This window comes from Rhodobacter lacus, assembly GCF_042683065.1.
Taxonomy (GTDB): Bacteria; Pseudomonadota; Alphaproteobacteria; order Rhodobacterales; family Rhodobacteraceae; genus Rhodobacter; species Rhodobacter lacus.
Map to the genome: position 1 here is coordinate 265825 of NZ_JBHUIX010000004.1, position 26378 is coordinate 292202.

General features: G+C 64.5%; 24 protein-coding genes and 1 tRNA gene. 11 read left to right on the plus strand and 14 right to left on the minus strand.

Translation table 11 applies throughout. The features are described from left to right. Positions 1 to 123 precede the first annotated feature (123 nt). Positions 124 to 1308 (minus strand): BaiN/RdsA family NAD(P)/FAD-dependent oxidoreductase, encoded by a 1185-nt coding sequence (locus ACFSM0_RS04765; RefSeq protein ID WP_377387843.1) that lies wholly within the window; start codon positions 1306 to 1308, stop codon positions 124 to 126. A 99-nt stretch (positions 1309 to 1407) separates the two neighbouring features. Between ACFSM0_RS04765 and ACFSM0_RS04770 the strand changes: the two genes are divergently transcribed. The 3 genes from ACFSM0_RS04770 to ACFSM0_RS04780 all read left to right on the plus strand — a co-directional run bounded on the left by ACFSM0_RS04770 (position 1408) and on the right by ACFSM0_RS04780 (position 3643). Next, positions 1408 to 1482, plus strand: a tRNA-Gln gene (locus tag ACFSM0_RS04770). A 555-nt stretch (positions 1483 to 2037) separates the two neighbouring features. Then, positions 2038 to 2838, plus strand: a complete 801-nt coding sequence (locus tag ACFSM0_RS04775) for a PhzF family phenazine biosynthesis protein (protein ID WP_377387845.1) — start codon at positions 2038 to 2040, stop codon at positions 2836 to 2838. 298 nt (positions 2839 to 3136) lie between these two features. Beyond that, positions 3137 to 3643: a ClbS/DfsB family four-helix bundle protein gene (locus ACFSM0_RS04780; RefSeq protein ID WP_377387847.1), complete on the plus strand. Its 507-nt coding sequence runs from the start codon at positions 3137 to 3139 to the stop codon at positions 3641 to 3643. A gap of 254 nt (positions 3644 to 3897) precedes the next feature. Here the strand turns inward: ACFSM0_RS04780 and ACFSM0_RS04785 are convergent, their stop codons facing one another. Both ACFSM0_RS04785 and ACFSM0_RS04790 read right to left on the minus strand, forming a co-directional pair. Beyond that, entirely contained in the window at positions 3898 to 4665 is a 768-nt protein-coding gene (locus ACFSM0_RS04785; protein ID WP_377387849.1) for a PRC-barrel domain-containing protein, read from the minus strand. 368 nt (positions 4666 to 5033) lie between these two features. Next, positions 5034 to 5327 (minus strand): hypothetical protein, encoded by a 294-nt coding sequence (locus ACFSM0_RS04790; protein WP_377387851.1) that lies wholly within the window; start codon positions 5325 to 5327, stop codon positions 5034 to 5036. A 241-nt stretch (positions 5328 to 5568) separates the two neighbouring features. Here ACFSM0_RS04790 and ACFSM0_RS04795 point away from each other — a divergent pair, with 241 nt between their 5' ends. After that, on the plus strand, positions 5569 to 6300 hold the full coding sequence (locus tag ACFSM0_RS04795) for a Crp/Fnr family transcriptional regulator (protein WP_377387853.1): 732 nt from the start codon (positions 5569 to 5571) through the stop codon (positions 6298 to 6300). 52 nt (positions 6301 to 6352) lie between these two features. Here ACFSM0_RS04795 and ACFSM0_RS04800 read toward each other — a convergent pair whose 3' ends face one another. The 5 genes from ACFSM0_RS04800 to ACFSM0_RS04820 all read right to left on the minus strand — a co-directional run bounded on the left by ACFSM0_RS04800 (position 6353) and on the right by ACFSM0_RS04820 (position 11771). Further along, positions 6353 to 7525 (minus strand): zinc-binding metallopeptidase family protein, encoded by a 1173-nt coding sequence (locus ACFSM0_RS04800; RefSeq protein ID WP_377387855.1) that lies wholly within the window; start codon positions 7523 to 7525, stop codon positions 6353 to 6355. 119 nt (positions 7526 to 7644) lie between these two features. Further along, complete coding sequence (locus tag ACFSM0_RS04805) at positions 7645 to 8466, minus strand: carbohydrate ABC transporter permease (protein WP_377387857.1); 822 nt, start codon at positions 8464 to 8466, stop codon at positions 7645 to 7647. Further along, positions 8463 to 9335, minus strand: coding sequence for a carbohydrate ABC transporter permease (locus tag ACFSM0_RS04810; protein ID WP_377387859.1), 873 nt, complete (start codon positions 9333 to 9335; stop codon positions 8463 to 8465). Before ACFSM0_RS04810 ends, ACFSM0_RS04805 begins: the two co-directional genes overlap by 4 nt. Positions 9336 to 9387: 52 nt before the next feature. After that, positions 9388 to 10659 carry an ABC transporter substrate-binding protein gene (locus tag ACFSM0_RS04815; protein ID WP_377387861.1) on the minus strand — a complete coding sequence of 424 codons (1272 nt, stop codon included), beginning with the start codon at positions 10657 to 10659 and terminating at the stop codon, positions 9388 to 9390. Next, on the minus strand, positions 10656 to 11771 hold the full coding sequence (locus ACFSM0_RS04820; RefSeq protein ID WP_377387863.1) for an ABC transporter ATP-binding protein: 1116 nt from the start codon (positions 11769 to 11771) through the stop codon (positions 10656 to 10658). The genes ACFSM0_RS04815 and ACFSM0_RS04820 overlap by 4 nt, the downstream gene beginning before the upstream one ends. Before the next feature lie 184 nt (positions 11772 to 11955). Between ACFSM0_RS04820 and ACFSM0_RS04825 the strand changes: the two genes are divergently transcribed. From ACFSM0_RS04825 to ACFSM0_RS04850, 6 genes are all read left to right on the plus strand, one after another. Further along, a complete protein-coding gene (locus ACFSM0_RS04825) occupies positions 11956 to 13251 on the plus strand; it encodes an extracellular solute-binding protein (RefSeq protein ID WP_377387865.1) in 1296 nt (431 codons plus the stop codon). Between the two features lie 64 nt (positions 13252 to 13315). Beyond that, complete coding sequence (locus ACFSM0_RS04830) at positions 13316 to 14278, plus strand: ABC transporter permease subunit (RefSeq protein WP_377387867.1); 963 nt, start codon at positions 13316 to 13318, stop codon at positions 14276 to 14278. A gap of 3 nt (positions 14279 to 14281) precedes the next feature. Next, positions 14282 to 15124: an ABC transporter permease subunit gene (locus ACFSM0_RS04835; protein ID WP_377387869.1), complete on the plus strand. Its 843-nt coding sequence runs from the start codon at positions 14282 to 14284 to the stop codon at positions 15122 to 15124. Then, the gene (ugpC, locus tag ACFSM0_RS04840) at positions 15124 to 16194 is read left to right on the plus strand and encodes a sn-glycerol-3-phosphate ABC transporter ATP-binding protein UgpC (protein ID WP_377387871.1); all 1071 of its coding nucleotides are present in this window, start codon (positions 15124 to 15126) and stop codon (positions 16192 to 16194) included. The genes ACFSM0_RS04835 and ugpC overlap by 1 nt, the downstream gene beginning before the upstream one ends. Then, positions 16191 to 17174, plus strand: coding sequence for an endonuclease/exonuclease/phosphatase family protein (locus tag ACFSM0_RS04845; RefSeq protein ID WP_377387873.1), 984 nt, complete (start codon positions 16191 to 16193; stop codon positions 17172 to 17174). The genes ugpC and ACFSM0_RS04845 overlap by 4 nt, the downstream gene beginning before the upstream one ends. A 326-nt stretch (positions 17175 to 17500) precedes the next feature. Next, positions 17501 to 19564: a methyl-accepting chemotaxis protein gene (locus ACFSM0_RS04850; RefSeq protein ID WP_377387875.1), complete on the plus strand. Its 2064-nt coding sequence runs from the start codon at positions 17501 to 17503 to the stop codon at positions 19562 to 19564. Positions 19565 to 19683: 119 nt separating this feature from the next. Here the strand turns inward: ACFSM0_RS04850 and ACFSM0_RS04855 are convergent, their stop codons facing one another. Continuing rightward, complete coding sequence (locus ACFSM0_RS04855) at positions 19684 to 20604, minus strand: LysR family transcriptional regulator (protein WP_377387877.1); 921 nt, start codon at positions 20602 to 20604, stop codon at positions 19684 to 19686. A 170-nt stretch (positions 20605 to 20774) separates the two neighbouring features. Here ACFSM0_RS04855 and ACFSM0_RS04860 point away from each other — a divergent pair, with 170 nt between their 5' ends. Beyond that, complete coding sequence (locus tag ACFSM0_RS04860; protein WP_377387879.1) at positions 20775 to 21356, plus strand: ester cyclase; 582 nt, start codon at positions 20775 to 20777, stop codon at positions 21354 to 21356. Positions 21357 to 21797: 441 nt separating this feature from the next. On the opposite strand, the gene urtE is transcribed toward ACFSM0_RS04860, so the two are convergent. The 5 genes from urtE to ACFSM0_RS04885 form a co-directional block, all read right to left on the minus strand. Further along, positions 21798 to 22493, minus strand: coding sequence for an urea ABC transporter ATP-binding subunit UrtE (urtE, locus tag ACFSM0_RS04865; protein WP_377387881.1), 696 nt, complete (start codon positions 22491 to 22493; stop codon positions 21798 to 21800). Next, positions 22493 to 23269: an urea ABC transporter ATP-binding protein UrtD gene (gene urtD, locus ACFSM0_RS04870; protein WP_377387883.1), complete on the minus strand. Its 777-nt coding sequence runs from the start codon at positions 23267 to 23269 to the stop codon at positions 22493 to 22495. The genes urtE and urtD overlap by 1 nt, the downstream gene beginning before the upstream one ends. Next, positions 23266 to 24399 (minus strand): urea ABC transporter permease subunit UrtC, encoded by a 1134-nt coding sequence (urtC, locus tag ACFSM0_RS04875; RefSeq protein ID WP_377387885.1) that lies wholly within the window; start codon positions 24397 to 24399, stop codon positions 23266 to 23268. The genes urtD and urtC overlap by 4 nt, the downstream gene beginning before the upstream one ends. Position 24400: 1 nt before the next feature. Then, entirely contained in the window at positions 24401 to 25294 is an 894-nt protein-coding gene (gene urtB / locus ACFSM0_RS04880) for an urea ABC transporter permease subunit UrtB (RefSeq protein ID WP_377387887.1), read from the minus strand. 65 nt (positions 25295 to 25359) lie between these two features. Continuing rightward, a partial coding sequence (locus ACFSM0_RS04885; RefSeq protein WP_377387889.1) for a transporter substrate-binding domain-containing protein occupies positions 25360 to 26378 on the minus strand: 1019 nt, incomplete at its 5' end.

Genomic DNA, 26378 nt, shown 5'->3' on the forward strand with positions numbered 1-26378 from the left:
CGGCCAATTCACCCCCCGGGATATTTGCACAAAGTCGAAGCCAAGACCGCTTCTGCCTTCGACTTTGCCGAAATATCCCGGGGGAGTCTGCGTCAGCAGACGGGGGCAGCGCCCCCTGCCCGCTCAGATCACCTGCGCCGCCGCCCAGGCGGAAGACCAGGCCCACTGGAAGTTATAGCCGCCGAGCCAGCCCGTCACATCGACCACTTCGCCGATGAAATGGAGCCCGGGGACGGCTTTTGCCTCCAGCGTCTTTGCCTCCAGCGCCTCGGTCGCCACGCCGCCCACGGTCACTTCGGCGGTGCGATAGCCCTCGCTGCCGACCGGGCGGATCTGCCAGTCTTGTGCGCGCGAGACGAGCGGGCCGAGCGCGCGGTTGGAGAGATCGGCGAGCCGCCCCGACACGCCGGACTCGGCCACCAGCACCTGCGCGAGCTTTTCCGGCAAGAGCCGCGCCAGCGCCGTTTGCACCGCAATCCGGCCGGTCTCGGCGCGGATCGCTGCGAGTTCGGCCACAAGGTCGCGGCCCGGCGCGAGGTCGATGGTGAGCGCCTCGCCCGGCTGCCAGTAGCTTGATGCCTGCAGAATCGCCGGGCCAGAGAGGCCGCGATGCGTGAAAAGGAGCGCCTCGTCGAAGCTGCGTTTGCCAAGGTGCACCCGCGCGGGCAGCCCGATCCCCGCCAGCGGCGCCGTGCGCGCCAGATCCTGCTCGGCAAAGGTGAGCGGCACGAGGCCCGGTCGGGTTTCGGTGACGCGGAGCCCGAAGCTTTCGGCGATCTTGTAGCCAAGCCCGCTCGCGCCGATTTTCGGGATTGATTTGCCGCCCGTGGCCACGATCACCCGCGGCGCGCGCATCACCCCCTCGGAGGTCCTCACCGCGAAGCCCTCGGCCACGCGGTTCACTGCCTCGACCGCCACGCCAAGGCGCAGCGCCCCCTCTGGCAGGGCGGCGCAGAAATGCTCGACGAGCTGGTGCGCCTTGCCATCGAAGAAGAGCTGACCCGAGTGTTTCTCATGCCAGGGGATGCCGGCCGCCTCGATCCGCGCGATCATGTCTCGCGCCGTGAAGCGCGACAGAGCTGAGAGCGCAAAGCGCGGATTTTCCGACAGGAATCGGTCCGGCGCATTTTGGCGTGTCAGCGATTGGTTGGTGAAGTTACACCGCCCGCCGCCGGAAATGCGGATCTTTTCCCCCGGCCGCGCGGCATGATCGAGCACGGCAATGTGCCGCCCGCGCGCCGCAGCTTCAACGCCGCAAAAGAGCCCCGCCGCACCGGCGCCCAGGATGATTGCATCGAATGTACTCATTCCCCGTGCCTGCCTGCGCGCGCGCGAAAAGGCAACGAATTTCGCGCATTTTCCTCTTGCGCGCCCCATCGGCCTTGGCTAAACACCGCCGCACAGAGTTGGGGTGTCGCCAAGTGGTAAGGCAGCGGTTTTTGGTACCGCCATTCCCAGGTTCGAATCCTGGCACCCCAGCCAACTCTCCAGTCAAATCTTGACAACAGACGCCAAAACCCGGCGGTTGGGCATTTGTGGGACGGGGTGCGCAAACTCCCGGTGCCCCTGTCGGCCCCGAAGCCGCCCGCCTTCGACCGCGGCAGTGAGAAGAGCTTGCCTGAGGGTCACGCCCTCTGCCGGCGTCGGGGAGGCTCTCCTGTCGGCGCCCCATCCCGGGGTTTTCCCAAAATGCGACCGGCGATGGCTCCGGCACAGGACGACAGAGGCCCGGACGGCATTTAAATCATGCGTTCCGCCCCCTGCCAGATGGCCTCTTGCGAACGCAGAAAGCCGAACGCAGTGCCCGGCACGAAGGTCGCCCCGTGGCTGCCCCCTCGCTGCGGCGCGCTCGGGTGGCCCCTTAGGTGGCGTGGGTCGGAAGGGTGAGCGCCTGCAAAGAGCCCATCGGGTCGATACGGCGGCGCCAACCTCAAGAAAGGCTCGCCGCGCCGCCGCAAGGCCGCTTCGAGCCCATAGCAGACGGTCGGCGACTTCTTCTATACTTCGAAAATCCGTTCCTAAACTTCAGGTTTGTCCATGCGCATGTATCAGGTCGATGCCTTTACCGATCAGCTTTTCGCGGGCAATCCCGCCGCCGTTCTGGTGCTTGAGGACTGGCTTTCTGATGACCTGATGCTGGCCATCACGCAGGAGAACAATCTTGCCGAGACCGCTTTTGTCAAACCTCGCAAGGATGGCGCATGGGATTTGCGCTGGTTCGCCCCTGCACATGAGGTGGATTTCTGCGGGCATGCCACTTTGGCAACGGCGCATATCCTGTTCACGCAGCAGGGTGCCGATTCCGATCTCATATTTCATACCCGTGTCGGCGAACTCAGGGTATCGAAAAAGGCGCGAGGTTACCGCCTCGACATTCCCCGAATGGCCCCCGAAGCCATCAAGAGCCTGCCGCTTGAGATCGCGGATATTTTTTCAGTGCCCCTTGTTGGTATGTTCCGCAACTTTGAGAACATCTTCGTTGACCTTGGCAGTGCCGAGGCTGTCCGGAACTTCGCGCCCGATCTGAACGCAATTTCTAGGCTCGGCTCTGTCGGCTTGGTCGTAACGGGGGTGGATGCAGACGATGCTCCGGCAGATTTTGTCTCGCGTTATTTCGCCCCCGGCGCCGGTATTCCCGAAGATCCAGTCACTGGGTCAATCCATGCAACGCTTGTGCCCTATTGGGCTGAAAAGCTGGGCCGGAACAGGCTGACGGGCTTTCAGGCTTCGGCGCGTGGTGGTTGGCTGGACTGCGAGTTGACCGAGCAGCGAGTGCTTCTGTCAGGCAACGCCGTCACGTTCATGGAAGCCACTATTCTCATCCCTCAGGCGGTCTGATCCGAATGACAGCTTCGTCCGCACAGCCGACATCCGCTGCCGGGGTTTTTTGCATACTGCCGTGGTCGACCGCTTCGGGGAAGCCGCGCGGAGTCGCGCGCGAGTGCTCGACTGGCAGTTCGCTGTGCATCGCGTCGCCGCCGTGCGTTTCGCGCGCGACGACTTTGCGTCGGGAGGGACATTGCGCCTGGGGCCGCCCCCCCTGTGCGGCCGCCGCGCCGCCGCTTCGCGCCCCTGATTGTCTTTGGCGATGGGGCGCGTCAAACTTATCTTCGAACAAACTGCGCAAGGGAACAAGATGGCCGCTCCAAACTCGAAAGCAGAGCTTCTGGATGCGATTTCAACGACATTCACCAAGTTGATATCCGACCTTGAGCGTGTGCCGCCGGCGCTTGCGCGCACCGCCTCCATGCAAGGCCATGCCGCTGGAACGATGATGAGCCCCGCCGATCTGGTGTCCTATCTGCTTGGCTGGAACGAACTCGTTTTGCGATGGCTGGATCGGGACGATCATGGCGAGGCCGTGGACTTTCCCGAAACTGGCTTCAAGTGGAATCAACTCGGCTTGCTGGCGCAAAAATTCTATGCCGATTATCAGCATCTTGACTGGCATGAGCTCCTGAGCCGCCTTGCGGCAACCCATCTCGGGCTGGTCGAAACGATTTCGTCCCGGACGAACGACGAGCTTTATGGCCGCCCGTGGTATGGCAAGTGGACGAAGGGACGGATGGTCCAGTTCAACACCTCTTCGCCCTACGCGAATGCGCGCCTGCGGATACGGAAATGGCTGAAGGTGATCCGCTAGGCGAACCTCCGCTTCAGCGACATTCTGACCCGATCACCAAGACATGGCTTTGGGAAGGCATCGTTCCTGGCCAGTGACCTGCCCCCCGGAAGTTCCCTCAGCCTGATGTAGAGTCGGCCCAACCTGAAGGAGCAGACGAGATGGGAAAAGCCGTTTCCCCTCCCGCCAGACCGATGCAAAGCGCCCCGCACAAAGGCGGGGCGCAGCATCTCGAACAGAGATCAACTCGTCAGATTTAGCGCGGCACTCGGGCTTTACTTCTCGTAGGCCGGCAACTTCTTGAGTTGATCTTTGGTCATCGCCGAATGGACCTTGATGTCATCGCCATCGCGGGTGAGCGTCAGGTCGGCGGGGTGCAGGGAGACGGGTTTCTCGCCGATGCCAAGAAAGCCGCCCACATCGACGATCAGCGAACCGACCTTCATGTCGTCCGTCATCACGATCTCGCTGATCTCGCCCAGATCCTCGCCGCTCGGGCCATAGACGCGCGCGCCGGTCAGCTCCTCAGAGGTGATGTCGCTCCATTCGATGGCATCGCCGCCCGCTTTGGCTCCGGTCGCATCTGCCGTGGCATCATCGGTGGCAGCCGGTTCAGAAGTATAGGCCGGAGCCGCTTCGAGCATCGCCTTCTCACCGGTCAGAACGACGAAATAGTCATCGGCATCGTCGCCATCCGGGATCATCTTCAGCGAGGACAGGTTCACGGCCACGGTTTTCTCGCCGATCCCCAGGAAGCCGCCGACATCGACCAAGACGGCCTCGATGTCGCCGTTGAGATCGATGACAACGTCCGACACCTCGCCAATATCGTCCCAATTGGTATCCGCATCAGTGTAAGCGGCCGAGGTGTCGACTTCCGTTTTGGCCACATAGAGGCGCTTGCCGATCAGATCCGAGGCTTTCACTGCGTGCTCGACGGTGGGGTAGAACATCGTATCGGAGTCAGCAGTCACTTGGGCCTGGGCCGAGATCGGCAGAGCGAGCATCAGACCGACGGCGGTGGTTGCAAACAGCTTTTTCACGGTGTGTCTCCATCGTTACGTTTGATACCACCCAAACGAACGCAGGCCGGTCTGGTTCCTGCCCTGCCAACTTTTTCATCAAAAAAAGAGATGCCAGATCATAGCCTTGCCCGCCAAATACCGGCCGATGACCATAGACCCACGCGCGCGCGACGCGCGCTGGCGCGCCTGCGCGCGCGGTGCCGCCCCCCGCATGAAGCCGCGTGATCACTGAGGCGCAACACTGCCGGGGGCGCGCCGCCAACGGGCGGGATAGAGCGCCGCTTTCAACGATTTCCAGAGCGCGGATCTGCATGCGCTCCAGCACGATGACGGGGCGGGCGGTGGGGCGGCGGCCCCGTCTTGATCGGCCCTCATGCGGCGGGGATCTATGTGGCTGCGGGGTGAGCGCCGGCGAGACTGTCCCGCGGGCCAAGCAGCTCCTGCACATCGGAGGTGAAGAACGGGCGGAGCAGGATCACCCACTCAAGCCCCTCGGCAGAGCCACTCAGCCCGGATACCCCGGCGCTGTTCTCGGCCAGCTCACCGAGCAACACCAGCCGCCCGCCGCGCTCGCGCAGCGAGGCCACGATACCGGCTTGCCGCGCCCGCGCGAGATCGGCCCAGACAAAGGCCGCGGCAATTCGGCTCAGTTGCGCCGCGGTCGCGGTGACGGCCTCCATTCCCGCAAGCCGATGCACAATCGCGCGGGGATCGTGCTCGAGGATTATTTCGCAGATGTCCTACGCAACGATCAGATCGTCAATCGCAACAAGGTAGTGGTCTCGATAGTCTTCAGGCCGCATCTGGGCCCTCGATCGTGGATGGCGGTCGCTCATGCTACGCTCCTTGTTTGCCGCCATCATGGAACTTTAGCCGCCCGTCCGCATTAAACTATGACATATCCTAACCGGGAAACATTCCATGGTCGGAACACCTTGCAAGAGCTGCCCGCTGCGCGCCTGTTCGCTCTTCACCCCGATGGATGATGACGAGGTCAGCTTCACCCAATCCATCAAGCGCGGCGAGCTTCAGGTTTTGCGCGGCACGACGCTGCTGCTCGAAGGCGCGGCCAGCCCGCAGCTCTTCACCGTGCTGAGTGGCATGGGCATACGTTACAAAACACTCGAGGACGGGCGCAGGCAGGTGTTAAACTTCGTTTTCCCCGGCGATTTCATCGGCCTGCAGGCAGGGCTGATGGGGGAGATGAAGCATTCCGTGGAAGCGGTGACGCCAATGACACTTTGCGTCTTTGGCCGCGAGGATCTGTGGACCATGTTCCGCACCAGCCCCGAGCGCGCCTTCGACATGACATGGCTTGCCGCAATCGAGGAGCATTTCCTCGGCGAAACGATTGCCTCGCTTGGGCAGCGCGACGCCCGGGAGAGGATCTGCTGGGCGATCGTGCGGGTCTTCGTGCGTCTGCGTGCGCTCGGGCTTGCCAGCAAGAACCAGGCACAAGTGCCGTTTCGTCAGCAGCATCTGGCCGACGCGCTTGGCCTGTCGCTTGTCCATACCAACAAGACCCTTCAGGCGCTGCGCCGCGACAAGTTGTTGCGCTGGTCCGAGGGCGTGATGGTGATTGAAGATCTCGGGCGGCTGGCCGATATTGCCATGATCGACCTCGAAAAACCCGAAACCCGCCCGTTGCTATGAGGCGGGCTTGCTCCAGGCCAACGCCGAGCGGGGCGCGCCGTGCGGGACCGGTTCAACCGAGTTCGCACCGCCCCCGGGCCCCCGCCTCGGCCATCAGCGCCCGGACCGCTTCGAGCTTGTCGATCACCGCAGGCGACAACACGAAGGGATAGAAGGCCTCGTGGCCCATGGCCTGATTGACGGCATTCAGCCCTAACGACAAGGAGATCCAGTCCCGGGCCAGATCCGGCATCGGCACCTCGACAAGCCGCTCCAGCGTCCGCGGCGGGCCGCTCAGGATCAGACCGAAGGCCTGCGCTGTCTCCAGCCCGTCCAGCATATGCAGCACATGCGCCCATGTTTCCGCGAAATCTTCCCAAGGGTGCGCGCTGGCATAGGCCGAGATGAAGCGCTCGGGCCAGTCGGACGGCGCGCCGGTGACGTAATGGCTCTGCAGCGCCGCGGCGTAATCCTGACGCTCGTCGCCAAAGACCACACGCAGCGCCGCGATCCGGGCCGGGTCCGCGGCGGTCAGGACCTCCCAGTAATGATGGGCAACCTCATGCCGGAAGTGCCCGGCCAAAGTGCGATAGGGTTCCTGCATCTGCGCGCGGATGCGGGCGCGCTCGGCGTCGTCAGCCTCGGCGATATTGATCGTGATCGTGCCGTTCTCGTGCCCGGTCAGCACCCGTGGCGCGGCGCTGTCAACCGGATCGCCCTTCAACTCGAAGCGCGGCACAGCGATACCTTCAGCCGTCACCAGCGGCAGCCCGAGCCGCACCAGCATAAGGATCAGGGCGCGCTTGGCGGTCTCAAGGCGCTCCCAGCGTTCGGCATTGCCCGCCAGACCAAGATCGGGGACCACAGTGGTATGCGCGCAGGACAGACACAGGCCTCCGGTCGTCTCGGCCTGCCAGTTGCAAGCGATTGCCGCGCGATTGCAACAGGGCCCGCCCGGGCTTTGCGCAACCTCCACAAACACGCCCTGCCGCGGGGCGAAGACCAAGTCGGCGCCACAATTGAGACAGGCGGTGTTTTGGGGGTAGATTTCCTGCTGGCAGCAGGGGCAGGCATGGCGTTGCACGATCTGGCATCCGGTTGGCTGAGCAGAGAGGGGGAAAACCGCCGACGGCAGGTGTGGTTCCGCGCTCCCCGGAAGATTAGGCTGCGCAAGCGCCGCGTCCAGACAAAATTGCCCGAAGCGCAGGGGCAGCACGGGGCTGAACGGCCCTGCGACAGATGGCACGGTGCGCCCGGCTTTCGGGGGGTCTCCCCTGCACCTCCCCTTCGCGCAAAATCAGGGCGCGCGCGGCACGGCGCCCCGCATCAAGATCGCCCGCACAACGGCCAGGGGGGGCGCGTTTGTCACTTGATCCCCGCGCGCAGGAAGCTTTGGACAAACTGGCGCTGAAACAGAAGAAAGGCGATCAGGAGCGGGGCGGAAGACATCAGCGTGGCGGCGTTGATCACCGCCCAGGAGGTGCCGCTGTCGGTGGTGGCGAATACCGACAGGCCCACGGTCAGCGGGCGGGTGGTGACCGAATTGGTGATCACCAGCGGCCACAGGAAATTGTTCCAATGCGTCGAGACCGAGACCAGCGCGAAGGCGAGCATCGCGGGGCGGCCAAGCGGCACATAGACGCGCCACAAAAGGCCAAGGGTGGTGCAGCCCTCGACCCGGGCGGCCTCGTCAAGCTCGCGCGGAATCGTCTTGAAGGTTTGGCGCAGCAGAAAGATGGCAAAGCCCGAGGCGACATAGGGCAGGCCGATTGCCGGGATCGTATCCACGAGCGAGAGCGCGCGCAGGGTGGAGTAGTTCTCCACCAGCAAAATGTCGGGCATGATCAGGAGTTGCATCAGCACCAGCGCGAACAAAAGCCCGCGCCCGGGAAAGCTGAGCCGCGCAAAGGCAAAGGCCGCAAGCGTGCAAAGAAGCAGTTGCGCGCTCAGGATCAGGCTGACCAGAACCACCGTGTTGAGAAAATAGCGCGCGAAGGGGGCCTTGCCCCAGGCGGTGGCGAAATTCTCAAGCGTCAGCGGCGCGGCGAGGGTGAAGTGCGCTTCGAACGCCGCCGGATGGAAGGCCGACCAGAGCGCATAGCCAAGCGGCGCGAGCCACAGGAGCGCCAGCGCCCATGCGCCCGCGCGCATCAGCGCCCGATCAAGGCTCGGGGGCGCCGCGCTCATTGGTAATGCACCTTGCGGTCGACGATCAGAACCTGCCCGATTCCCACCACGGTCAAGATCCCCACCAGCACCATCGTCAGCGCGCTGGCATAGGCCGTGTCCCAATAGCGAAAGCCGTTTTCGTAGATGTAATAAAGCAGCAGCATCGTGGCATTGTCAGGCCCGCCCCTAGTCATCACGAACACATGGTCGATCAGCCGGAACGCGTTGATCACCGCGTTCACGGTGACGAAAAGGGTGGTCGGCATGATCAGCGGCAAGATGACACGGCGCAGGAAAGCAAGGCGCGCGCAGCCCTCGATTGCGGCGGCCTCGCGCAGGCTTGGCGGGATCGTTTGCAGCGCGGCGAGAAAGAAGATCATGAAGAACCCCGCCTCTTTCCAGATCGTCACGGCCGCGAGCGCGTAAAGCGCGGTGGCGGGCTGGCCGATGTAATTGGCCGAGGGCAGGCCGAACAGCGCGCGGATCTGGTCGATCAGGCCAAAGCCCGGGGCGTAGAAGAACAGCCAGATATTGGCGATGGCAATCAGCGGCAGCACGGTGGGGGTGAAAAACGCCATCCGCATCAGCGCAACGCCCGCGAACCGCGCCTGCACCGCGAGCGCCATGATCAGCGCAAGGATCACCGAGGCCGGGATGGTGAGGGCAGCGTAAAGCGTCGAGTTCCAGAGCGCCTTGGCAAAGATCGGATCGGCGCCCATGCGGGCATAATTCGCAAGCCCCACGAAAGCGGCGGGACGCTTGCCGCGCGGCATCGACCAGAGGCTGTCCAGCAGCGTCTGCACCGCCGGCCAATGGGTGAAGGTGATCAGAAAAACCAGCGCCGGCAGCACCAGAAGCCAGCCCTGAACCCAGTCGCGTTGTTGCATGAGGTCTCCGCAAAGGGGGCCGGGCGCGCCCGGCCCCGATGGTTGAGGGCGGTTATTTCCAGTCGGCGAGCACCGCTTCGGCCTCGGCCTGTGCATCGTCCAGCGCCTGTTGCGGCGCCTTTTGCCCGGTGATCGCGGCTTCGAGCGCGGAATTGAGGATCTGTGTCACCTTCGGCCCGTCATGGGTGGACAGTTCGGCCACCGCATAGGCGAGCTGATCGCGCGCCACCGCCGCTTGCGGGAAATCGGCAACGTAGGCCTGCATCGGAGCGCTTGCCCAGACATCGGGGCGCGGCGCGACATAGCCGGTGGCGCGGGTCCATTCGGCCGCCTGCGCGGGCGCGGTGACCCATTTCACGAAGTCGACCGAGGCTTTCAGCTCCTCCTCGGACGAGCCCTTCATCAGGTAGAAATTGCCCCCGCCGGTCGGCGCGCCGTTCTGCTTCAGCCCCGGCAGGAAGCCCACGCCAAAGTCGAACGGCGCATTCTCGCGCACATTCGTCAGGTTGCCGGTGGTGGTCCAGATCATTGCCGCCTGCCCCTCGAAAAAGGCCTTCGGCGTGGCGCCCCAATCCTGAATGCCGGGCGCCATCAGCCCATCTTGCGCGAGTGACACAAGCGCGCCAAGCGCCTCGACCGCGGCGGGGGAATTGAAGCTGACCTCGGTGCCGTCTTCATTGGCAAGGCGGCCGCCATTGCCCGCGACGATGCCGGTCCAAAGCCACGACGGAAAGCCTGAGGAGGGGATCAGAACGCCATATTGCGTGACCTTGCCCGAGGCATCGGCGACGGTCAGCTTTTGCGCCATCTCGACCATTTCGGCCCAGTTCGCGGGGGCGTGATCGGGGTCGAGACCGGCCGCCTTGAACGCCGCCCTGTTCCAGTAAAGCACCGGGGTCGAACGCTGGAACGGGATGCCCCAGGTCTTGCCGCCGGTCTGGCTGTTGCGCAGGAACGCCGGGTAGAAGCCGCCGATCCAGTCCTTCTGGTCGGCCTCGGAGAGGTAATCGTCGAAGGGCAGGACAAGGTCTTCGTCGATGAAGGTGAACATGTCGGTGGAGAGCGAAATCACCAGTTGCGGCGGGTTGCCCCCACGCGCGGCGGTGATCGCCTTGGTGGTGGTGTCGGCATAGGAGCCGGTATAGATCGCCGCGATCTTCACATCCGGGTGCGCGGCCATATAGGTCTCGGTCAGCGCCTGCACGGTTTCGGCGGCTTTGCCACCGACCGCGACGGGGAAGTAAAATTCCAGATCGGTGGCGAGCGCCGGGCCGGCCAGCGCAAGGCAGGCCGCGGCGCCCAGAAAGGCGGAACGGAAGGTCATGGCAGGGTCCTTTCGGAGGGAGCAAACGAAGGGTTCGGAGGGAAGGTCAGCCGCCGCCCGGTGTCAGCGGCGAAGAGATGCAGCGCATCGGGCGCCCAGGTGAGGGAAAAGCGCTCGGGCGGCGGCGGCGCGGCGGCGGGCAGGCGCATCACCAGCGTGGCGCCGCCCGTGGCAACGCGCAAAAGCAGGTCTGCGCCCAGATATTCCTGCCCGATCCGGCGCACGGGCAAACCGGTATGCGTCCCGGCGGGCGCCACGCGCAGCGCCTCGGGGCGCAGGCCGGCAAGGGTGCTGCGGGGCAGGGCTTGCGGGACCAGCCCCCCTGCCCCATCCAGTTCGGCCTCCCCCAGATCGACCAGCGGCAGAATATTCATCGGCGGCAGGCCGATGAAGCGCGCGACAAAGGCGGTTTCGGGGCGGGTGTAGATCTCTTCGGGGCGGCCCAGCTGCTCGACCCGGCCCGCGTTCAGCACCACGATCTGATCGGCCATGGTCATCGCCTCGGTTTGGTCGTGGGTGACGTAGACGACGCTCAGCCCAAGGCGCCGCTGCAGCGCGCGCAGCTCCACCCGCATCTCGGCGCGCAGGCGCGCATCAAGGTTCGACAAAGGCTCGTCCATCAGGCAGATCGGGCGTTCCGAAATCACCGCACGCGCCAGCGCCACGCGTTGCTGCTGCCCGCCCGAAAGCGCGGCGGGCTTGCGCGCCAAAAGCGCGCCCAGCCCCATCATCTCGGCCACCCGCGCCAGCCGCTCGGCCTGTTCGGCGCGCCCGACCCGACGCACGGACAGGCCAAACAGGATGTTTTCGGCCACGCTCAGATGCGGAAAGAGCGCATAGGATTGAAACACCATCGACAGGCCGCGCCCGACCGGCGCCACCCCGCCCATGTCGCGCCCGCCGATGCGCACCACGCCCGCGCTTGGCGCGTCAAGCCCCGCGATCAGCCGCAACAAGGTGGATTTGCCGCACCCCGAAGGGCCGAGCAGCACCGAGAATTGCCCGCCCGGCAGGGTGATCGAGACATTGTCGAGCGCGCGCACCGCCTCAAAGCCCCGCGAGAGGCTTTCGCAACGGATTTCGGGGGCGGAAGGGAGGGGACTGATCTGCATGCCCTCCGGTTAGGGCGCTTGCATGAAGCGCAGGTGACGCCCCGGCGACAGCACCATGACGCCCCCGCCCCACCCCCACATCGGGCGGATTTCATCGAACCGTTACGCAAAGGTTAACGATCTGTCATCGCTCCGGCGCAGGGTCCGCGCGACTTTGACCCCCGCATCCTAGCCGGAGAGACCCATGCTCAAGACCATTTCGCTTGCGACCCTCGTGGCCGCGTTGACCACCACCTCGGCGCTGGCCCAGACCGAAATCAGCTGGTGGCACGGCATGGGCGGCCGCAATGGCGAGGTGATCAACGAGATCTCGCAAAAGTTCAACGAGGCGCAGCAGGCCTGCCACCTGACGCCGCTCTCGAAGGGCACCTATGAAGAGGCGCTGGCCTCGGGCATCGCCGCGTTCCGCTCGGGCGAGCAGCCCAACATTCTGCAGGTGTTCGACGCGGGCGCCGCCACGATCATGGCCGCGAAAGGCGCCGTGATCCCCGCCGAAGACCTGATCACCGCCGCGGGCAAGCCCTTCAGCCGCGAGGATTTCATTCCGGGCGTGCGCAATTTCTACGCCGACAGCACCGGCAAATTCGTCGGCATGCCGTTCAACTCCTCGGCGCCGATCATGTATATCAACACCGAGGCGCTGCAAAAGGCGGGCGTCGCGGCGCCGAAGACCTGGGAAGAATTCGAACAGATCGCGCCGAAGCTGAAAGAGGCGGGCTATATTCCGCTCACCGCCTCGCAGCTGACCTGGCAATTCGTCGAGAACTTCAAATCGCGCAACAACCAGCAATTCGCCACCAATGCGAACGGCTATGACGGCGTGAACGGCACCGAGATCGTGATCAACGACGACAACACGGTGATGATGTTCGACAAGCTGAAAGCCTGGGCCGATGCGGGGCTTTTCGGCTTCTATGGTGCGGGCTGGGCCGACAACCAAAAACCGTTCGAAGAGGGCAAGGTGGCGCTCTGGATCGGGTCTTCGGGCAGCTTCGGGGGCCTGCAAAAGACCGCGGCAATGCCGTTCTCGGCCGATTTCCTGCCCTATTGGGCGGCGCTCGGCACCGGCACGCAAAGCTTCATCGGCGGCGCCGCGCTGTTTGCCATGGCGGGCAAGCCCGACGACCAGAACGCCTGCACCGCAGAGTTCTTCAGCTTCCTGACCTCGCCGGAAATCCAGGTCTACTGGCACGAGAACACCGGCTATGTGCCGATCACCACCGCCGCCTATGACATGGCCAAGGCCGAGGGCTGGTATGAGAAAACCCCGATCGCCGAAGTGGGCATCAAGCAGCTGATGCTGCCGGGCGGCGAGTGGACCAAGGGCTACCGGATGGGCTTCTTCCCGCAGATCCGCACCATCGAAGAGCGCGAATTCAACCGCATCTTCTCGGGCGAAACCACGCCGAAAGAGGCGCTCGACACGGTGCAGACCGAGGCCAATGCGCTTTTGGCGAAATTCGCCAAGACCGCGAACTGAGACCCGCGCAACGCCCTTGGCTCCGGGGGGAAACCTCCGGGGCCTTGCCCTTTGAAAGACGCCGATGACCACCACTCCCGTCGCCCCTGCCGCCTCGCCCCTCGCGCGCCTGCGCCGCTGGGGAACGCGCCCGCCCGCGCCGCCCGCCAAGGCCGCGCAATTCGCCAACCCGCTCGCCCCCTGGCTCTTCGTCGCGCCGCAACTGCTGATCGTGGCGATCTTCTTTTACTGGCCCTCGGTGCAGGCGGTGACATCTTCGTTCTACCTCGAAGACCCGTTCGGCTTCGGGTCTTCCTTCGTCGGGCTCGACAATTACCGCGACGCGCTGGCCTCCTCCGAATACCGCCATATCGCGGGCTTCACCGCGCTTTTCGCGGCCTCGGTCACCGCTCTTTCGCTCGGCCTCGGCCTTCTTCTCGCGGTCAAGGCCGATGCGGTGATGCGCGGTGCGGGCGGCTACAAGACCGCGCTGATCTCCGTCTATGCGATCGCGCCGCCGGTGGTCGGGCTCATCGGCATGATGATGTTCGACATGCATATCGGCCCCTTCACCCGCGCCGCCGCGCTCTTTGGCTGGGAGATGCGGGTGGGCATCGACTACCGTGACACGGCGCTGGCGCTGATCCTTGTCGCGGTGTGGAAGCAGATCCCCTACAACTTCATCTTCTTCCTCTCGGGGCTGCAGGCGGTGCCCGCGAGCGTGCGCGAGGCGGCGCTGATCGACGCGCGCTCGGGCTGGCGGCGGTTTCGCGACGTGACGCTTCCGCTTCTCGCCCCCACCGGGTTCTTTCTGCTGGTGATCAACATCACCTATGCGCTCTTCGACACCTTCGGGATCATCGACGTGATGGTGAAGGACAAGCCCGCGAACAACCCGATCACGCTCGTCTACAAAGTCTATCTCGACGGCTTCAAGGGCAACGACATTGGCGGCTCCTCGGCACAATCGGTGATCTTGATGGTGGTCGTCGCCACCCTCACCGTCGCCCAGTTCCGGCTGATCGAGCGCCGGGTACATTACGGATAAATCATGCGACGCTTCCGCCCCCTCGACCATCTGATCTTGCTGCTTGGCGCGGCCGTCCTGATCACGCCTGTGGTGATGGCGTTCCTGTCCTCGACCCATGCGGCAGCGGAAATCCACATGAACGGGCTTTACCTGACCCCCGGCACCGAGGGCTGGGCCACCTATGAAAAGGTGCTCACGCAACGGGGCGGGTTTACCGGGCAGGTGACCGGCGCGCGGATGCTGATGAACTCGACGATCCTCGGCCTTGGCTTTGCGCTCGGCAAGGTCGTGGTCTCGATGCTGGCCGCTTACGGGCTGGTTTACTTCCGCTTCCGCCTGGCCACGCCGATCTTCTGGGGGATCTTCACCACGCTCCTGCTGCCGCTCGAAGTGCGGATCATGCCGTCATACCAGGTGATGAGCACGCTTCATGCGCTCAACAGCTATTGGGGGCTGATCGTGCCGCTTCTGGCCTCGGCCACCGGCACCTTCTACTTCCGGCAGTTCTTCAAATCCGTCCCAGACGAGCTGCACGAGGCCGCCCGCATCGACGGCGCGGGGCCGGTGCGCTTCTTCCTTGGGGTGCTGGTGCCGCTCTCGCGCCCGATGATGGCGGCGATCTTCATCATCATGTTCGTCTATGGCTGGAACCAGTATCTCTGGCCGATGCTGATGACCACCGACGAGCGGTTCTTCACCCTGATGCGCGGCATCAAGACGATCTTGCAAGTCTGGATCGGCGCGCAAATCCCCGATTACAACGAAGCCTTCGCCCTTGCGGTGCTGGCGATGCTGCCGCCCCTTGGCGTCGTGCTCGCGTTTCAGCGCCTCTTCATCAAGGGCCTGACCGAAAGCGACAAATAATGGCCGAGATCGTTCTGGAAGCCCTGGGCAAAACCTATCCGGGCGGCGCGCAGGCGGTGCGCGATGTGTCGCTCGCCATTGCCGATGGCGAATTCATCGTGCTCGTCGGCCCCTCGGGCTGCGGAAAATCGACGCTTTTGCGCATGGTGGCGGGGCTCGAAGAGATCACCTCGGGCACGGTGCGGATCGGCGCGCGCGAGGTGAACCGGCTGGAACCGGCCGAGCGCGATATTGCGATGGTGTTTCAGAATTACGCGCTCTACCCCCACATGAGCGTGCGCGAAAACATGTCCTGGGGGCTGAAAAACCGCCGCCTCCCCAAGGCCGAGATCGCCGCGCGGGTGGAGGAGGCGGCGCGCATGCTCGAATTGCACCCCTATCTCGAGCGCAAGCCCCGCGCGCTTTCGGGCGGGCAACGCCAGCGCGTCGCGATGGGGCGCGCCATCGTGCGCCAGCCCGCCGCCTTCCTGTTTGACGAGCCACTCTCGAACCTCGATGCGAAACTGCGCGTCACCATGCGCGGCGAGATCCGCAAGCTGCAAAAACGCCTTGGCACCACCGCGCTTTACGTCACCCACGACCAGCTTGAGGCGATGACCTTGGCCGACCGGCTGGTGGTGTTGAACGGCGGTCAGATCGAGCAGGTCGGCCGCCCGCTCGAGGTCTACCACCGCCCCGCCTCCACCTTCGTCGCGGGCTTCATCGGCGCGCCCGCGATGAACCTCATGGATGCGCGGATCGAGGCCGGGATGCTGCGCCTGGCCGGGGTGGCGCTGGCCCGGATCGAGGCGCCCGCGCGCGCCCTCACCCTTGGCATCCGCGCCGAAGACCTGCGCCCCGCCGCGACCGGCCTGCCGTTCCGCCTCGATCTGGTCGAGGAACTCGGCGCAGGCCGGCTTGCGCATGGTTTTGTGGAGGATCAGCCGCTGTGCCTCGCCCTGCCCTCGGGCGCGGCGCTGCCTGCGCAAATGCACCTGAACGTCGCCCCCGAGGCGCTGCATCTTTTTGACGCGATCAGCGGCAAAAGGCTCGCCCTGCCGGTCCACGCCCCCGAACGGATGCGCGCATGATCTTTGCCACCACCCCCCGCCTCGCCGCCCCCGGTCAGGCCGAGCGCGCCGCCTTTGCCAGCGCAACGCCCCGCGACCTTGCCACCCACGACAGCCTCTGCGCCACGGTCCCGGCGCTGGCAGAGTTGGAGACCGGCGCCGCCGCGCCTGAGCTGGCCCTGACCTTCCCGATCCGCGTCGCCGCCTGGAACCTTGAGCGCTGCCTTTTTCCCGAGCCTTCGGCGCAGGCGCTTGCGGGCGCCGATCTGGTGCTGCTGTCGGAACTCGATCATGGCATGGCCCGGACCGCGCAGGTCGACACCGCGCGAGAGATCGCCCGCCACCTCGGCCTTGCCCATGCCTTCGGCGTCGAATTCCTCGAACTCGGCCTTGGCTCCGAGATCGAGCGTGATTTCTGCACCGATCCGGTCAACCGCAACGGCTTTCATGGCAATGCGATCCTTGCCCGCACCGCGCTCATCCGGCCGTTTTTGCTGCGCCTGCCCGGCCAGGGGCACTGGTTTTGCGACGCAGGCCAGCCGCGCCTTGGCGGGCGCATCGCGGTGGGGGCCGAAATCGCCACCACCGCCGGGCCTGTCGTCTTCGCCTCGACCCATCTGGAGAGCAGCGACACCGGCCCGATCCGCGGCGCGCAGATGGCGGCGCTGATTGCCGCGCTCGACACCCATTTCCCCGGTGTCCCGGCGTTGATCGGCGGCGATCTGAACACCGGCAATTGTCCCGGCGGAGACTGGCGCACCGAGCCCCTGTTCGACATCGCCCGCGCCGGGGGGTTCATCGTCGCGGGCGGGCCGGAGCACCAGCCCACCACCCGGCCGAGCCTGATCACCCGCTTCCCCGACCGCGCAATGAAGCTCGACTGGTTTCTGGCGCGCGGTCTCAAACTTGGCGTCACCTCGATCCACCCCAGCCTCGCGCCCGGCGGGCACCCGCTCTCCGACCACGACCGGATCGAGACCACGATCTTGGCGCTGATCTGACGGGCCGCCGCGCCCATGGCCCCGTGCTGCCCCCCGTGCGGGGGGGGCCGCCGACGCCAGACAAACCTGCGGCCTGAACTGTCGAGACCGGCCCTCCGTATGAAGCTTTCATGACATCCGCAGACTGTTAAACCTTGGGAAACCAGCCGCTCTGAGACTGCCGCGCAATCGCTGGAAAAGGGTGGCACATGATCCGGATTCGAACTGTTCTTGGCAGAATTGGCGTTCAGATAGGGCTCTGTGCTGTCCTCTTTGCGCTGCTTCTCTCCATCCTGGGCTGGACATCGCATCAGGGGGTTTCAGGCTTTCGCGCCGGCACGACCAGGATGGAACTGGAGCGCGTGCCGGATCTGCGCCGCACAAGCGCGTTTGTCGCGCAGATAGCCGAGCTTCCGCAAGGGTTTGCCCAGCTGTTGCAGGCGTCAGACAAGGCCGAGGTCAGCGCGGCCAATGCCGCACTTGCGCAGCGCATCGACACGTTTTCTGGCACCATGACCGGCGCGGCATCGACCGGCCTCTCGGGCCGTTTTGCCACTCTTCGAGGCAATCTTGACGCCCTGGCGCGCGCCATCGAGACGCGCATGACCGCCGAGGCAGAGCTGACGCAGGCGCTCAAGGACATTGATGCGGTTCTCGCAACCGTGGTCACCGGGTTCAACGCTTACAACCCGAAGGATGTGATCCGATTGCGCAGCGAGATCATCCGCATTCTCACCGAAACGGACCCGGCGGCCTTTGGGCCACGGGCGCGCAAATTCGCCGAGGCGGCGAAAAACGTCGCGACGTCGGTGCCCGAAGCCAAGGCAGAGGGCCGCAAGCAGCTGTTGAGGCTGGCCGATCCCGATTTCGGGCTTGTCGCGCTGCGTCGCAAGGTTTTGCACGCAAGCGCAGACGCGCAAGCGCTCTCGTCGCAAGCGCTTGTCACGACCCAGACGATCACCGCGGACGTGACACGCAGCGGGATGGCGGTGCTCGACCAGGTGGAGGGCGATATCCACCGGCTTGACCTCGATGCCGAGCAGACGAACCGGCAATTCACATGGCTTTTGGCCTTGGCGGGCGGCGCGCTGGGGCTCGTGGTCTTGTATCTGCAGATCGTGCTTGTGTCGCCGCTGCGCGCTCTTGCCAAGCGCACGCACGGCCTTGCGGCGGGAGCGCGCGGTGGGCTCGATGATATGCGGCGCAGGCACGGCGAGATTGGCGAGATGCAGGAAGCCTTGCTGGTGTTTCGCGACAATCTTGAGCAGAATGAACGCCTTGCCGAGGCCGCGAAAAAGGCTGCCGCCGAGCGCGAGGCAGAGCAGGCGGCACGGGTGGCACGTGAGCGCGCCGCCGAACGTGTGGAGGCTGAGCGTCGCGAGGCCCTGGCCGCGGCCGAGCGCGCCACCGAGATCGAGCGCAACCGGCTCGAAGAGGCCATCTCTGCCGAGCGCGCGGCGCAACTGGCAGAGCAGCAGGCGGTTGTTGCGGCGCTTCAAACCGGGCTGCAGCGCTTGGCCGAGGGTGATCTGACGGCTTTGATCCAGGAGATGTTCCCCCCGCATTATGAGGGGCTTCGGGCCAATTTCAACGCCGCCCTGACCGGCTTGGCCGAGCTCGTTGACACGATCCGCGCGAACACCGAGGGCATCCTTGCCACGGCACGCGATCTCGACGCGGGGGCAGAGGCGATGTCGGCCCAATCGACACGTGCGGCGGCCTCGCTCGAAGAGACCGCCGCCGCGATGACCGAACTTGCGGGGGCTTCGCGCACCGGTGCCGAGCGCGCGGCCGAAACCGCGAAAAGCACAGAGGCGATGCGGGCAGATGTTCAAGCGGCGCAGGCCGCTGTCAATCGCGTCGTCACGGCGATGGGCCGGATCTCGGCCTCCTCGGAGGCGATCGCGCACATCATTTCGGTGATCGACGACATCTCTTTCCAGACCAATATTCTGGCGCTGAATGCTGGGGTCGAGGCAGCGCGGGCGGGCGAGGCGGGACGGGGCTTTGCCGTGGTTGCATCGGAAGTGCGCGATCTGGCGCAACGTACGACTTCGGCGGCCGCAGAGATCAACGCCTTGATCCTCGAGGGCCGGGGGAAAGTGAATGAGGGCGAAACGCTTGTCCGCGCGGCAGATCGCGGTCTCGATGCGGCGGTGCGGGGGATTGATGCGATCGCGGCCAATGTGCTGGAATTGGCGCAGGTCAGCAGCGAGCAATCCGCAAGCATTGCAGAAGTGACCGCCGCGACCGAAGTGCTTGATCTGGCCACGCAGAAAAGTGTCGAAGGGGTTGAGCGGACGGCGCATTCGGGCCGGGATCTTCTCGGCGCGGCCCAGAGCCTGTCGCGCGCGATCGCCCATTTCAATCTTGGAGAGGACAGGCGCTTGCCGCACGCGCAGGCCGCGTGAGAGAGGGCGCTTGCGCCGCGCCGGAGTGGCCGGGGAGCCCGCGCCATTCGAGGTGAAGGCCATCTCCGCTTATTCGCATGTTCACGCAGCTGGCCGCGGGCCACAGTGCGCAAAAGCCCTCACGTCCGGGGATCGTCGATCCCCGGGACAGTTTGTTTGCCAAGTGCTGCGGCGAGATAGTCGATGAAAACTCGCACCTTCACGGAGAGGTATTTCCGGCTCAGATAGACCGCATGAAGGTTGAAATCGCCCAGCCGCCACCCGTGCAGGATCGGCACCAGCGCCCCGGCCTCGATGTGTCTGGCAACGATGAACTCCGGCTGCACGATGATTCCGCCGCCGGCCAGCGCGAGCGTGCACAGCAGATCACCATTGCTGGCGTGAATGGAGGGTTTGACACGCACGCTGGCTTTCTCGCCCGCCGCATCGATCAGCACCCAGGTATCGCCCGAGGACAGGTAGGAATAGCTCAGCACCTGATGGTGTGCGAGATCCTGTGGCTTCACCGGCGTGCCATGCCTGGCCAGATAATCGGGCGCGGCGCAAAGGATCATGCGAACCGGAGCGATCTTGCGCGCAATCAGGTTCTGGCTGGGCGCCGTCGCAATGCGCAGCGCCACATCCCTGCCATCGTGGACCAGATCCACCACCCGGTCGGTCAGGTCGATGTCGAGGCGCAATTTGGGGTAGCGCGCGTGGAAGCCCGGCAGCAGATGCGCCAGCGTATGAATGCCGAAAGACAGCGGCGCGCTGATGCGCAGCACCCCCGAGGGCATGGCCCCGTGCTGGCCCACACTGGCCTCCATCTCGCCCAGATCTTCGAGAATTTGCTGCGCGCGGTCGTAGAGCGCCTGTCCGGGCTCGGTCAGGGAGAGCCTGCGGGTGGTGCGATTGAGAAGCCGCACCCCGAAATGATCCTCAAGCGCAGAGATCTGCCGCGAGATCGCCGCATTCGAGGTGTCAAGCTGCTCTGCCGCCGCGATGAAACTGCCGCCATCGACAACAGTCACGAAAATCCGCATGCCGCGAAGGATGTCCATGATACCCACATTGTTACCAATATCGTAATGGTATAGCACAAAATACCCGCTTTTTCCATTATTTCGCTCAACGTAATGTCGTAAGGCAGAGCGGGCGAGCACGCCTGACGCGAACCGTCAGGCCGACGCGCTCCCCTCAAACGACCCCACTCAAACGAAGGAAAATTCCGATGATGCGCCTCAAGCCCCTGTTCACCGCAACCGCTGCAACCCTTGGCCTTGGCCTCGCCCTCGGCACCGCCGCATTTGCGGAAACCAGCGCCGACAAGGCTGTTCCGGAGTTGATGGCGGAGCTTTCGAAGTATCAAAGCGCCGAGGCCACCACGCAAAAGAACCTCGAAACCTTCGACACGCTCGATTTCGACGTTTACACCCACCAGAAATGGGACCGGCTGCATGAAAGCCACGCCGAAAACATTCTCGTTCACTACCCCGACGGCAGCACCACCACGGGCCTCGAAGCGCATGTCGACGCGCTCAAGCCGATGTTCGTTTTCGCGCCCGACACCCGGATCGAGCAGCATCCGGTGAAATTCGGCTCGGGCGAATGGACCGGTGTGATCGGCGTGCTCGAAGGCACGTTCACCAAGCCGATGCCGGTGGGCGATGGCAAGACCGTGGCGCCGACCGGCAAGGCCTTCAAGCTGACCATGGCGACGCTCGGCCACTGGACGAAAGACGGCGTGATGGACGAGGAATATCTGTTCTGGGACAACCTCGATTTCATGAAGCAGATCGGCCTCGCCCAATAAGGTCTGCCAGACACTGAGTTCCGATCCGCGCGCTCCTCCGCGCGCGCGGATGCGCTTCGGGCTCGCGCCAGCGCTTTGCGCAGGAAGGGCGGGCAGATCGCCCGCGCGCGCGGCAAGGCACGGGGCGGGGCATCGCCGCTGGTGATCGGAGATCTCTTCCGCACCATTCCCAACGTGTCCTGACACCTGAGCGACGCCGGAGATGCGCGCATTCGCTTTTGACGGTGGCTATGCCGCCATCGCACGGACGGGCTTGCCCCGCGCGTCGGCGCTGTAGCGCCCAAGCCCCCGTGCCCTGAGCCCTGAGCCGGCCCCCCCCCGGATGGGGCAATACCGGGATGCAAGCGCATGCCCCGCCGCCCGCAGCCTGCGCGCACGCAAAGCGATGGCCCCGGCCCCGGATCTCGGGGCGGGGCCTGCGCGGCGCTCGCAAGACGCGCCTCAGATCGTCATATGGCGCTCGACCACGGCATCGCTGAGCGCGGCAATCGGGCCGCTTTCAACGATCCGGCCTTTTTCGAGCATCGCAAAGTTGCTCGCGGCGCGGCGCAGGAAGCCGATGTTCTGCTCGACCAGGATCACCGTGAGGCCAAGCTCTTCCTTGAGGCGCAAGATCACGGCCTCGATCTCCTCGACGATCGAGGGCTGGATGCCTTCATTGGGCTCATCGAGCAAGATCACATCGGGGGCCGCGGCAAGTGCGCGCGCGATGGCGAGTTGCTGCTGCTGCCCGCCCGAAAGCACGCCGCCCGGGCGCGCCATGTTGGCGGCGAGATAGGGGAACAGCTCCGCCACGATCTCGGGCACCTGCCGTTTGCCATCGCGCCGCGCAAAGGCGCCCATCAGGATGTTTTCGCGGATTGTGAAATCTGGAATGATCCCTCGCCCCTGAGGCACATAGGCGATGCCCGCGGCGGCGCGCTCATGGGTTGGGCGCGCGGAGAGATCCTGCCCTTCGAGCAGGATCTGGCCGGCGCTTGCATCGGTAAGCCCCATGATCGTTTTCAACAGCGTTGTCTTGCCGGTGCCATTGCGCCCGGCAATGCCGGTGATCTCGCCCTTGGGCACCGTCAACGTGACGCCGTTGAGCGCGCGCGAGCGCCCGTAGTAGCTTTGCAGATCGATCAGTTTCAGCATCAGGAAATCCCCTGCTTGCCCAGATAGGCGGCTTTCACCTCGGGGTGGTTCTCGATGAAGGCGACCTTGCCTTCTGCGAGCACCTTGCCCAGATGCAGCACGGTGATGCGCTCGGCAATGTCGCGCACAAAGGCCATGTCGTGCTCCACCACCAAAAGCGTGTGGCTGCCCTTGAGGCGGTTGATGATCTCGGCGGTTTTCGCGGTTTCGCCCTGCGTCATGCCTGCTGTCGGCTCATCGAGCAGGATCACCGAAGCGTTTTGCAGCATCAGCATCCCGAGTTCGAGCCATTGCGTCTGCCCATGGCTGAGAAAGCCCGCTTCGGTCTCGCCGGCATCGGCAAGGCCGATCGTCTCGAGCACCTCTTCAAGGCGAACGCGTTCGTCGGCGCCAAGGCGCAGCCGGAGATTGGCCAACACGCCGGGGCGGGCCGATTGCGCGACCTCAAGGTTTTTGCGCACGCTCAGCCCCGAAAAGATCGAGGGGATCTGGAACTTGCGTCCCACGCCGGCGCGGGCGATCTTGTGCTCGCGCTGGTTCGTGACCTCTTGCCCATGCACATAGACATGGCCCTCGGTTGAGCGGGTGCGCCCCGAGATCAGGTCCATCAGCGTGGTTTTGCCCGCGCCATTGGCGCCCAGAAGCACGCGCAATTCGCCATGGTCGACCGCCATCGACACCCCGTCAACCGCGCGGAAGCCGGAAAAGTCGACCGCGAGCCCGTCCAGCATCAGCGCGGTTTGCGCCTGTGTGGGCGCATTGATGGGCGCAATCATGGGCGCATCTCCTTTGCGACGATCTCGCGGCTGTCTGCCCGGCGCCGGGTGAGCGCGGCGATTGTGTCATGGGCGAGGCCGGAAAGCCCCTTGGGCAGGTAGATCACGACGATGATGAAGACGAAGCCGATGATCAGCTTCCAAGCTTCGACGAGACTCTCGGTTTCCGAGACCCGCGCCTCCAGCACGTTGATCAAGATCGCGCCGATACAGGCGCCAAGGATCGAGCCGCGCCCGCCGACCGCCGCCCAGACCACCATCGAGACCGAGAAGGACAGCTCAAGGAAGGAGGGCGAGGCGAATTCGGAAACGATGACATAAAGCATGCCCGCAAGTGCCGCGACCACCGCCGAAACGGTGAAGAAGAAGGTTTGATAGGCGGGCACGTCATAACCGAGGTAGAGCGCGCGGGTGTCGCTGTCGCGGGTGGCTTGTAAAATCGCCCCGGCGCGGGTGGCAACGAGGATGCGCATCAACGCAAGCACAAGGATCAGCGCCACGGCGACGACGACATAGGTGAGCTTGCTGTAAGGGTCGAGGTCCACGCCGAAAACGGTGAACCAGCCAAGGTCCGTCAGCCCGTTGAAACCATTGGTGAGCGGTTGCGCATCGACGGTGATCAGGCGCACCAGCAGCACAAGCGCCAGCGTGATGATCGAGACGAACACGCCCGAGATCCGCTGCCCGAACACCAGCCGCCCCATTGCGAAGGCCACAAGCGCCGGGATCACGATGGCGGCGAGCAGCCCCACCCATTGCGACTGGAACGGGATCCAGAGCCACGAGCCCGGCGTGATGCAGCACAGATCCGTTGGCGCGCCCGGTTCGGCATTCCAGAGCATGAAATCGGGAACGGGCGTGTCTGAGCCCTGTTGCAGGGAGGTGTAGCTCTTGAGCTTCAGCGCCATCGCCATCGCATAGGCGCCAATGCCGAAGAACAGCCCCTGCCCCAGGTTGAGGATGCCCGCATAGCCCCATGTGAGCGCCACGGCGGCCCCCAGCATGCCATAGCAGAGGTATTTGGCCACGCGGTTGAGCCAGAATTCATCCCCCACCATCGGCAGGGTCAGGATCACCGCGGCAAAGACCAGATAGGCCCAGAGCCGGTAGTTCGAGAACAGCCGTGCCATCTCAACGCCCCTTGAAGTTGAACAGCCCGGCGGGCTTGACGAGAATGACACCGATCACCACCGCAAACACCGCGGCGCGGCCGATGATGTCGTTGCTGATGACGGCAACGAGCGCGTTGAATTCGCCCAAGAGCCCCGAGGCGGCGATGGTGCCAAAGAGCGAGCCGACACCGCCGGTGACGACGACCATGAACCCGTCCACCACCATGGTTGCGCCCATATCCGGCGCGACGGTCTTGAAGCCCGCCATCAGCACACCCGCCACGCCGGCAAGGCCCGAGCCGAGCGCGAAGCTCACCGCATTGGTGCGCTTGACATCAATGCCGCAGGCGGCGGCCATCTGCGGGTTGGCGATGATCGCGCGCACCTTCATGCCCAGCGAGGTGCGATACATCACCGCCCATGTGGCCAGGGTCAACAGCAGCGTCATCACGACGATGAAGATGCGATAGGCGTTGAGGTCTTGGCCAAGCACGCTCACCGTGCCCTGCAGCGCGCCGGGCACCGGCACGTTTTGAAGGCCGGAGCCGAGGCCCTTGATGTGAATTCCCAAAAAGCTGAGACCAAACTCCAGCCGGATCGCCTGTTGCAGCACAATCGCAATGCCCCACGTGGCCAGAAGCGTATCGAGCAGCCGCCCGTAGAGACGGCGCACCACCAGCCATTCGATCACCAGCCCAAAGAGCGCGGTGACCACAAAAGCCAGCGGGATCGCCACAAGCAGGTTGGCGCCAAGCCATGTATTGGCCAGCACGGCGACATAGGCGCCCAGCATCACCATCTCGCCATGCGCCATGTTGATGATGCCCATCGCGCCATAGGTCACGGCAAGGCCGAGCGCCACGAGCAGGAGGATCGAGCTGAGACTGAGCCCGATGAAGAGAATGTCGAACACGTCGGCGACCTCTTGAAATGGGGGCCCCGCACACGGCCAAAGCCGGGCGCGGGGCCAGGGAGGACTCAGAGTTTCGAACTGTCGAGGCCCGAGCGGGTGCAGAACAGGTTGTCTGCGGTTTCGCCATAGGCGGCATAGGGCAGCGGTTTGATCGGCTCGGGGTATTCGTTCACCACCTTGGATTGACCATCCGCCTGCCATTGGCCGATGCGCGGCGTGAGCCAGCAGTGGAGGTTATCCTCGTCGATCTTCACCATGCCGCCGGGCGCGGCATAGCTTTGCCCGCGGATGCCCTCGCGGATCGCCTCGGCGCTGATGTCCTGCGACGCCTCGATCGCCTGTTTCCACAGGAAGACCTGGAAATAGGCCGCTTCGAGCGAGTGATAGGTGGTCGCCGCCGGATCGCCGACAAAGGCGCGGTAGCGCTCGATGAAGCTCTTGTTGGCGGGGGTGTCGAGCGACATGAAATAGGGGAAGGAGGTGTAGGAGCCTGCCGCATATTCCGGCCCCATCGCCGCGATCTCGATCTCCGAGGTCACCGTGGCGCAGATCGGCAGATCGGCGTGGCTGAGGCCTTGGTTGATGAACTCGCGGTAGAACGAGATGATCGAGTCCCCGACCACGTTGGAAAGCACCACATCCGCGCCCGATTCCTTGATCTTGTTGACCATCACCGCCCATTCGGAATGGCCCAGTTCAAGATATTCGTCCGCCACCCATTGCGCGCCGCCTGCCTCGATCAGGCCCTTGGAAACCTTTGCCATTTCGCGCGGGTAAACATAGTTCGAGCCGACGATGAAGAACTTTTTCTTGCCCAGTTTCTCGATGATCCAGGGGATGTAGTTGCCAAGCTGCTGGTTCGGCACCGCCCCCGAATAGATCACGTTTTGCGAGCATTCGAAGCCTTCATAATGCGTTTGGTAGAACAGCATCGCGCCGCGGCGTTCAAAGATCGGCAGCACCGCCTTGCGCGAGGCGGAGGTGTGGCAGCCAAACACCGTGTTGACACGGTCTTTGATCACCAGTTTCTGCGCCTTTTCGGCGTAGGTTTTCGGGTCGGAGGCACCATCTTCGACGATCACTT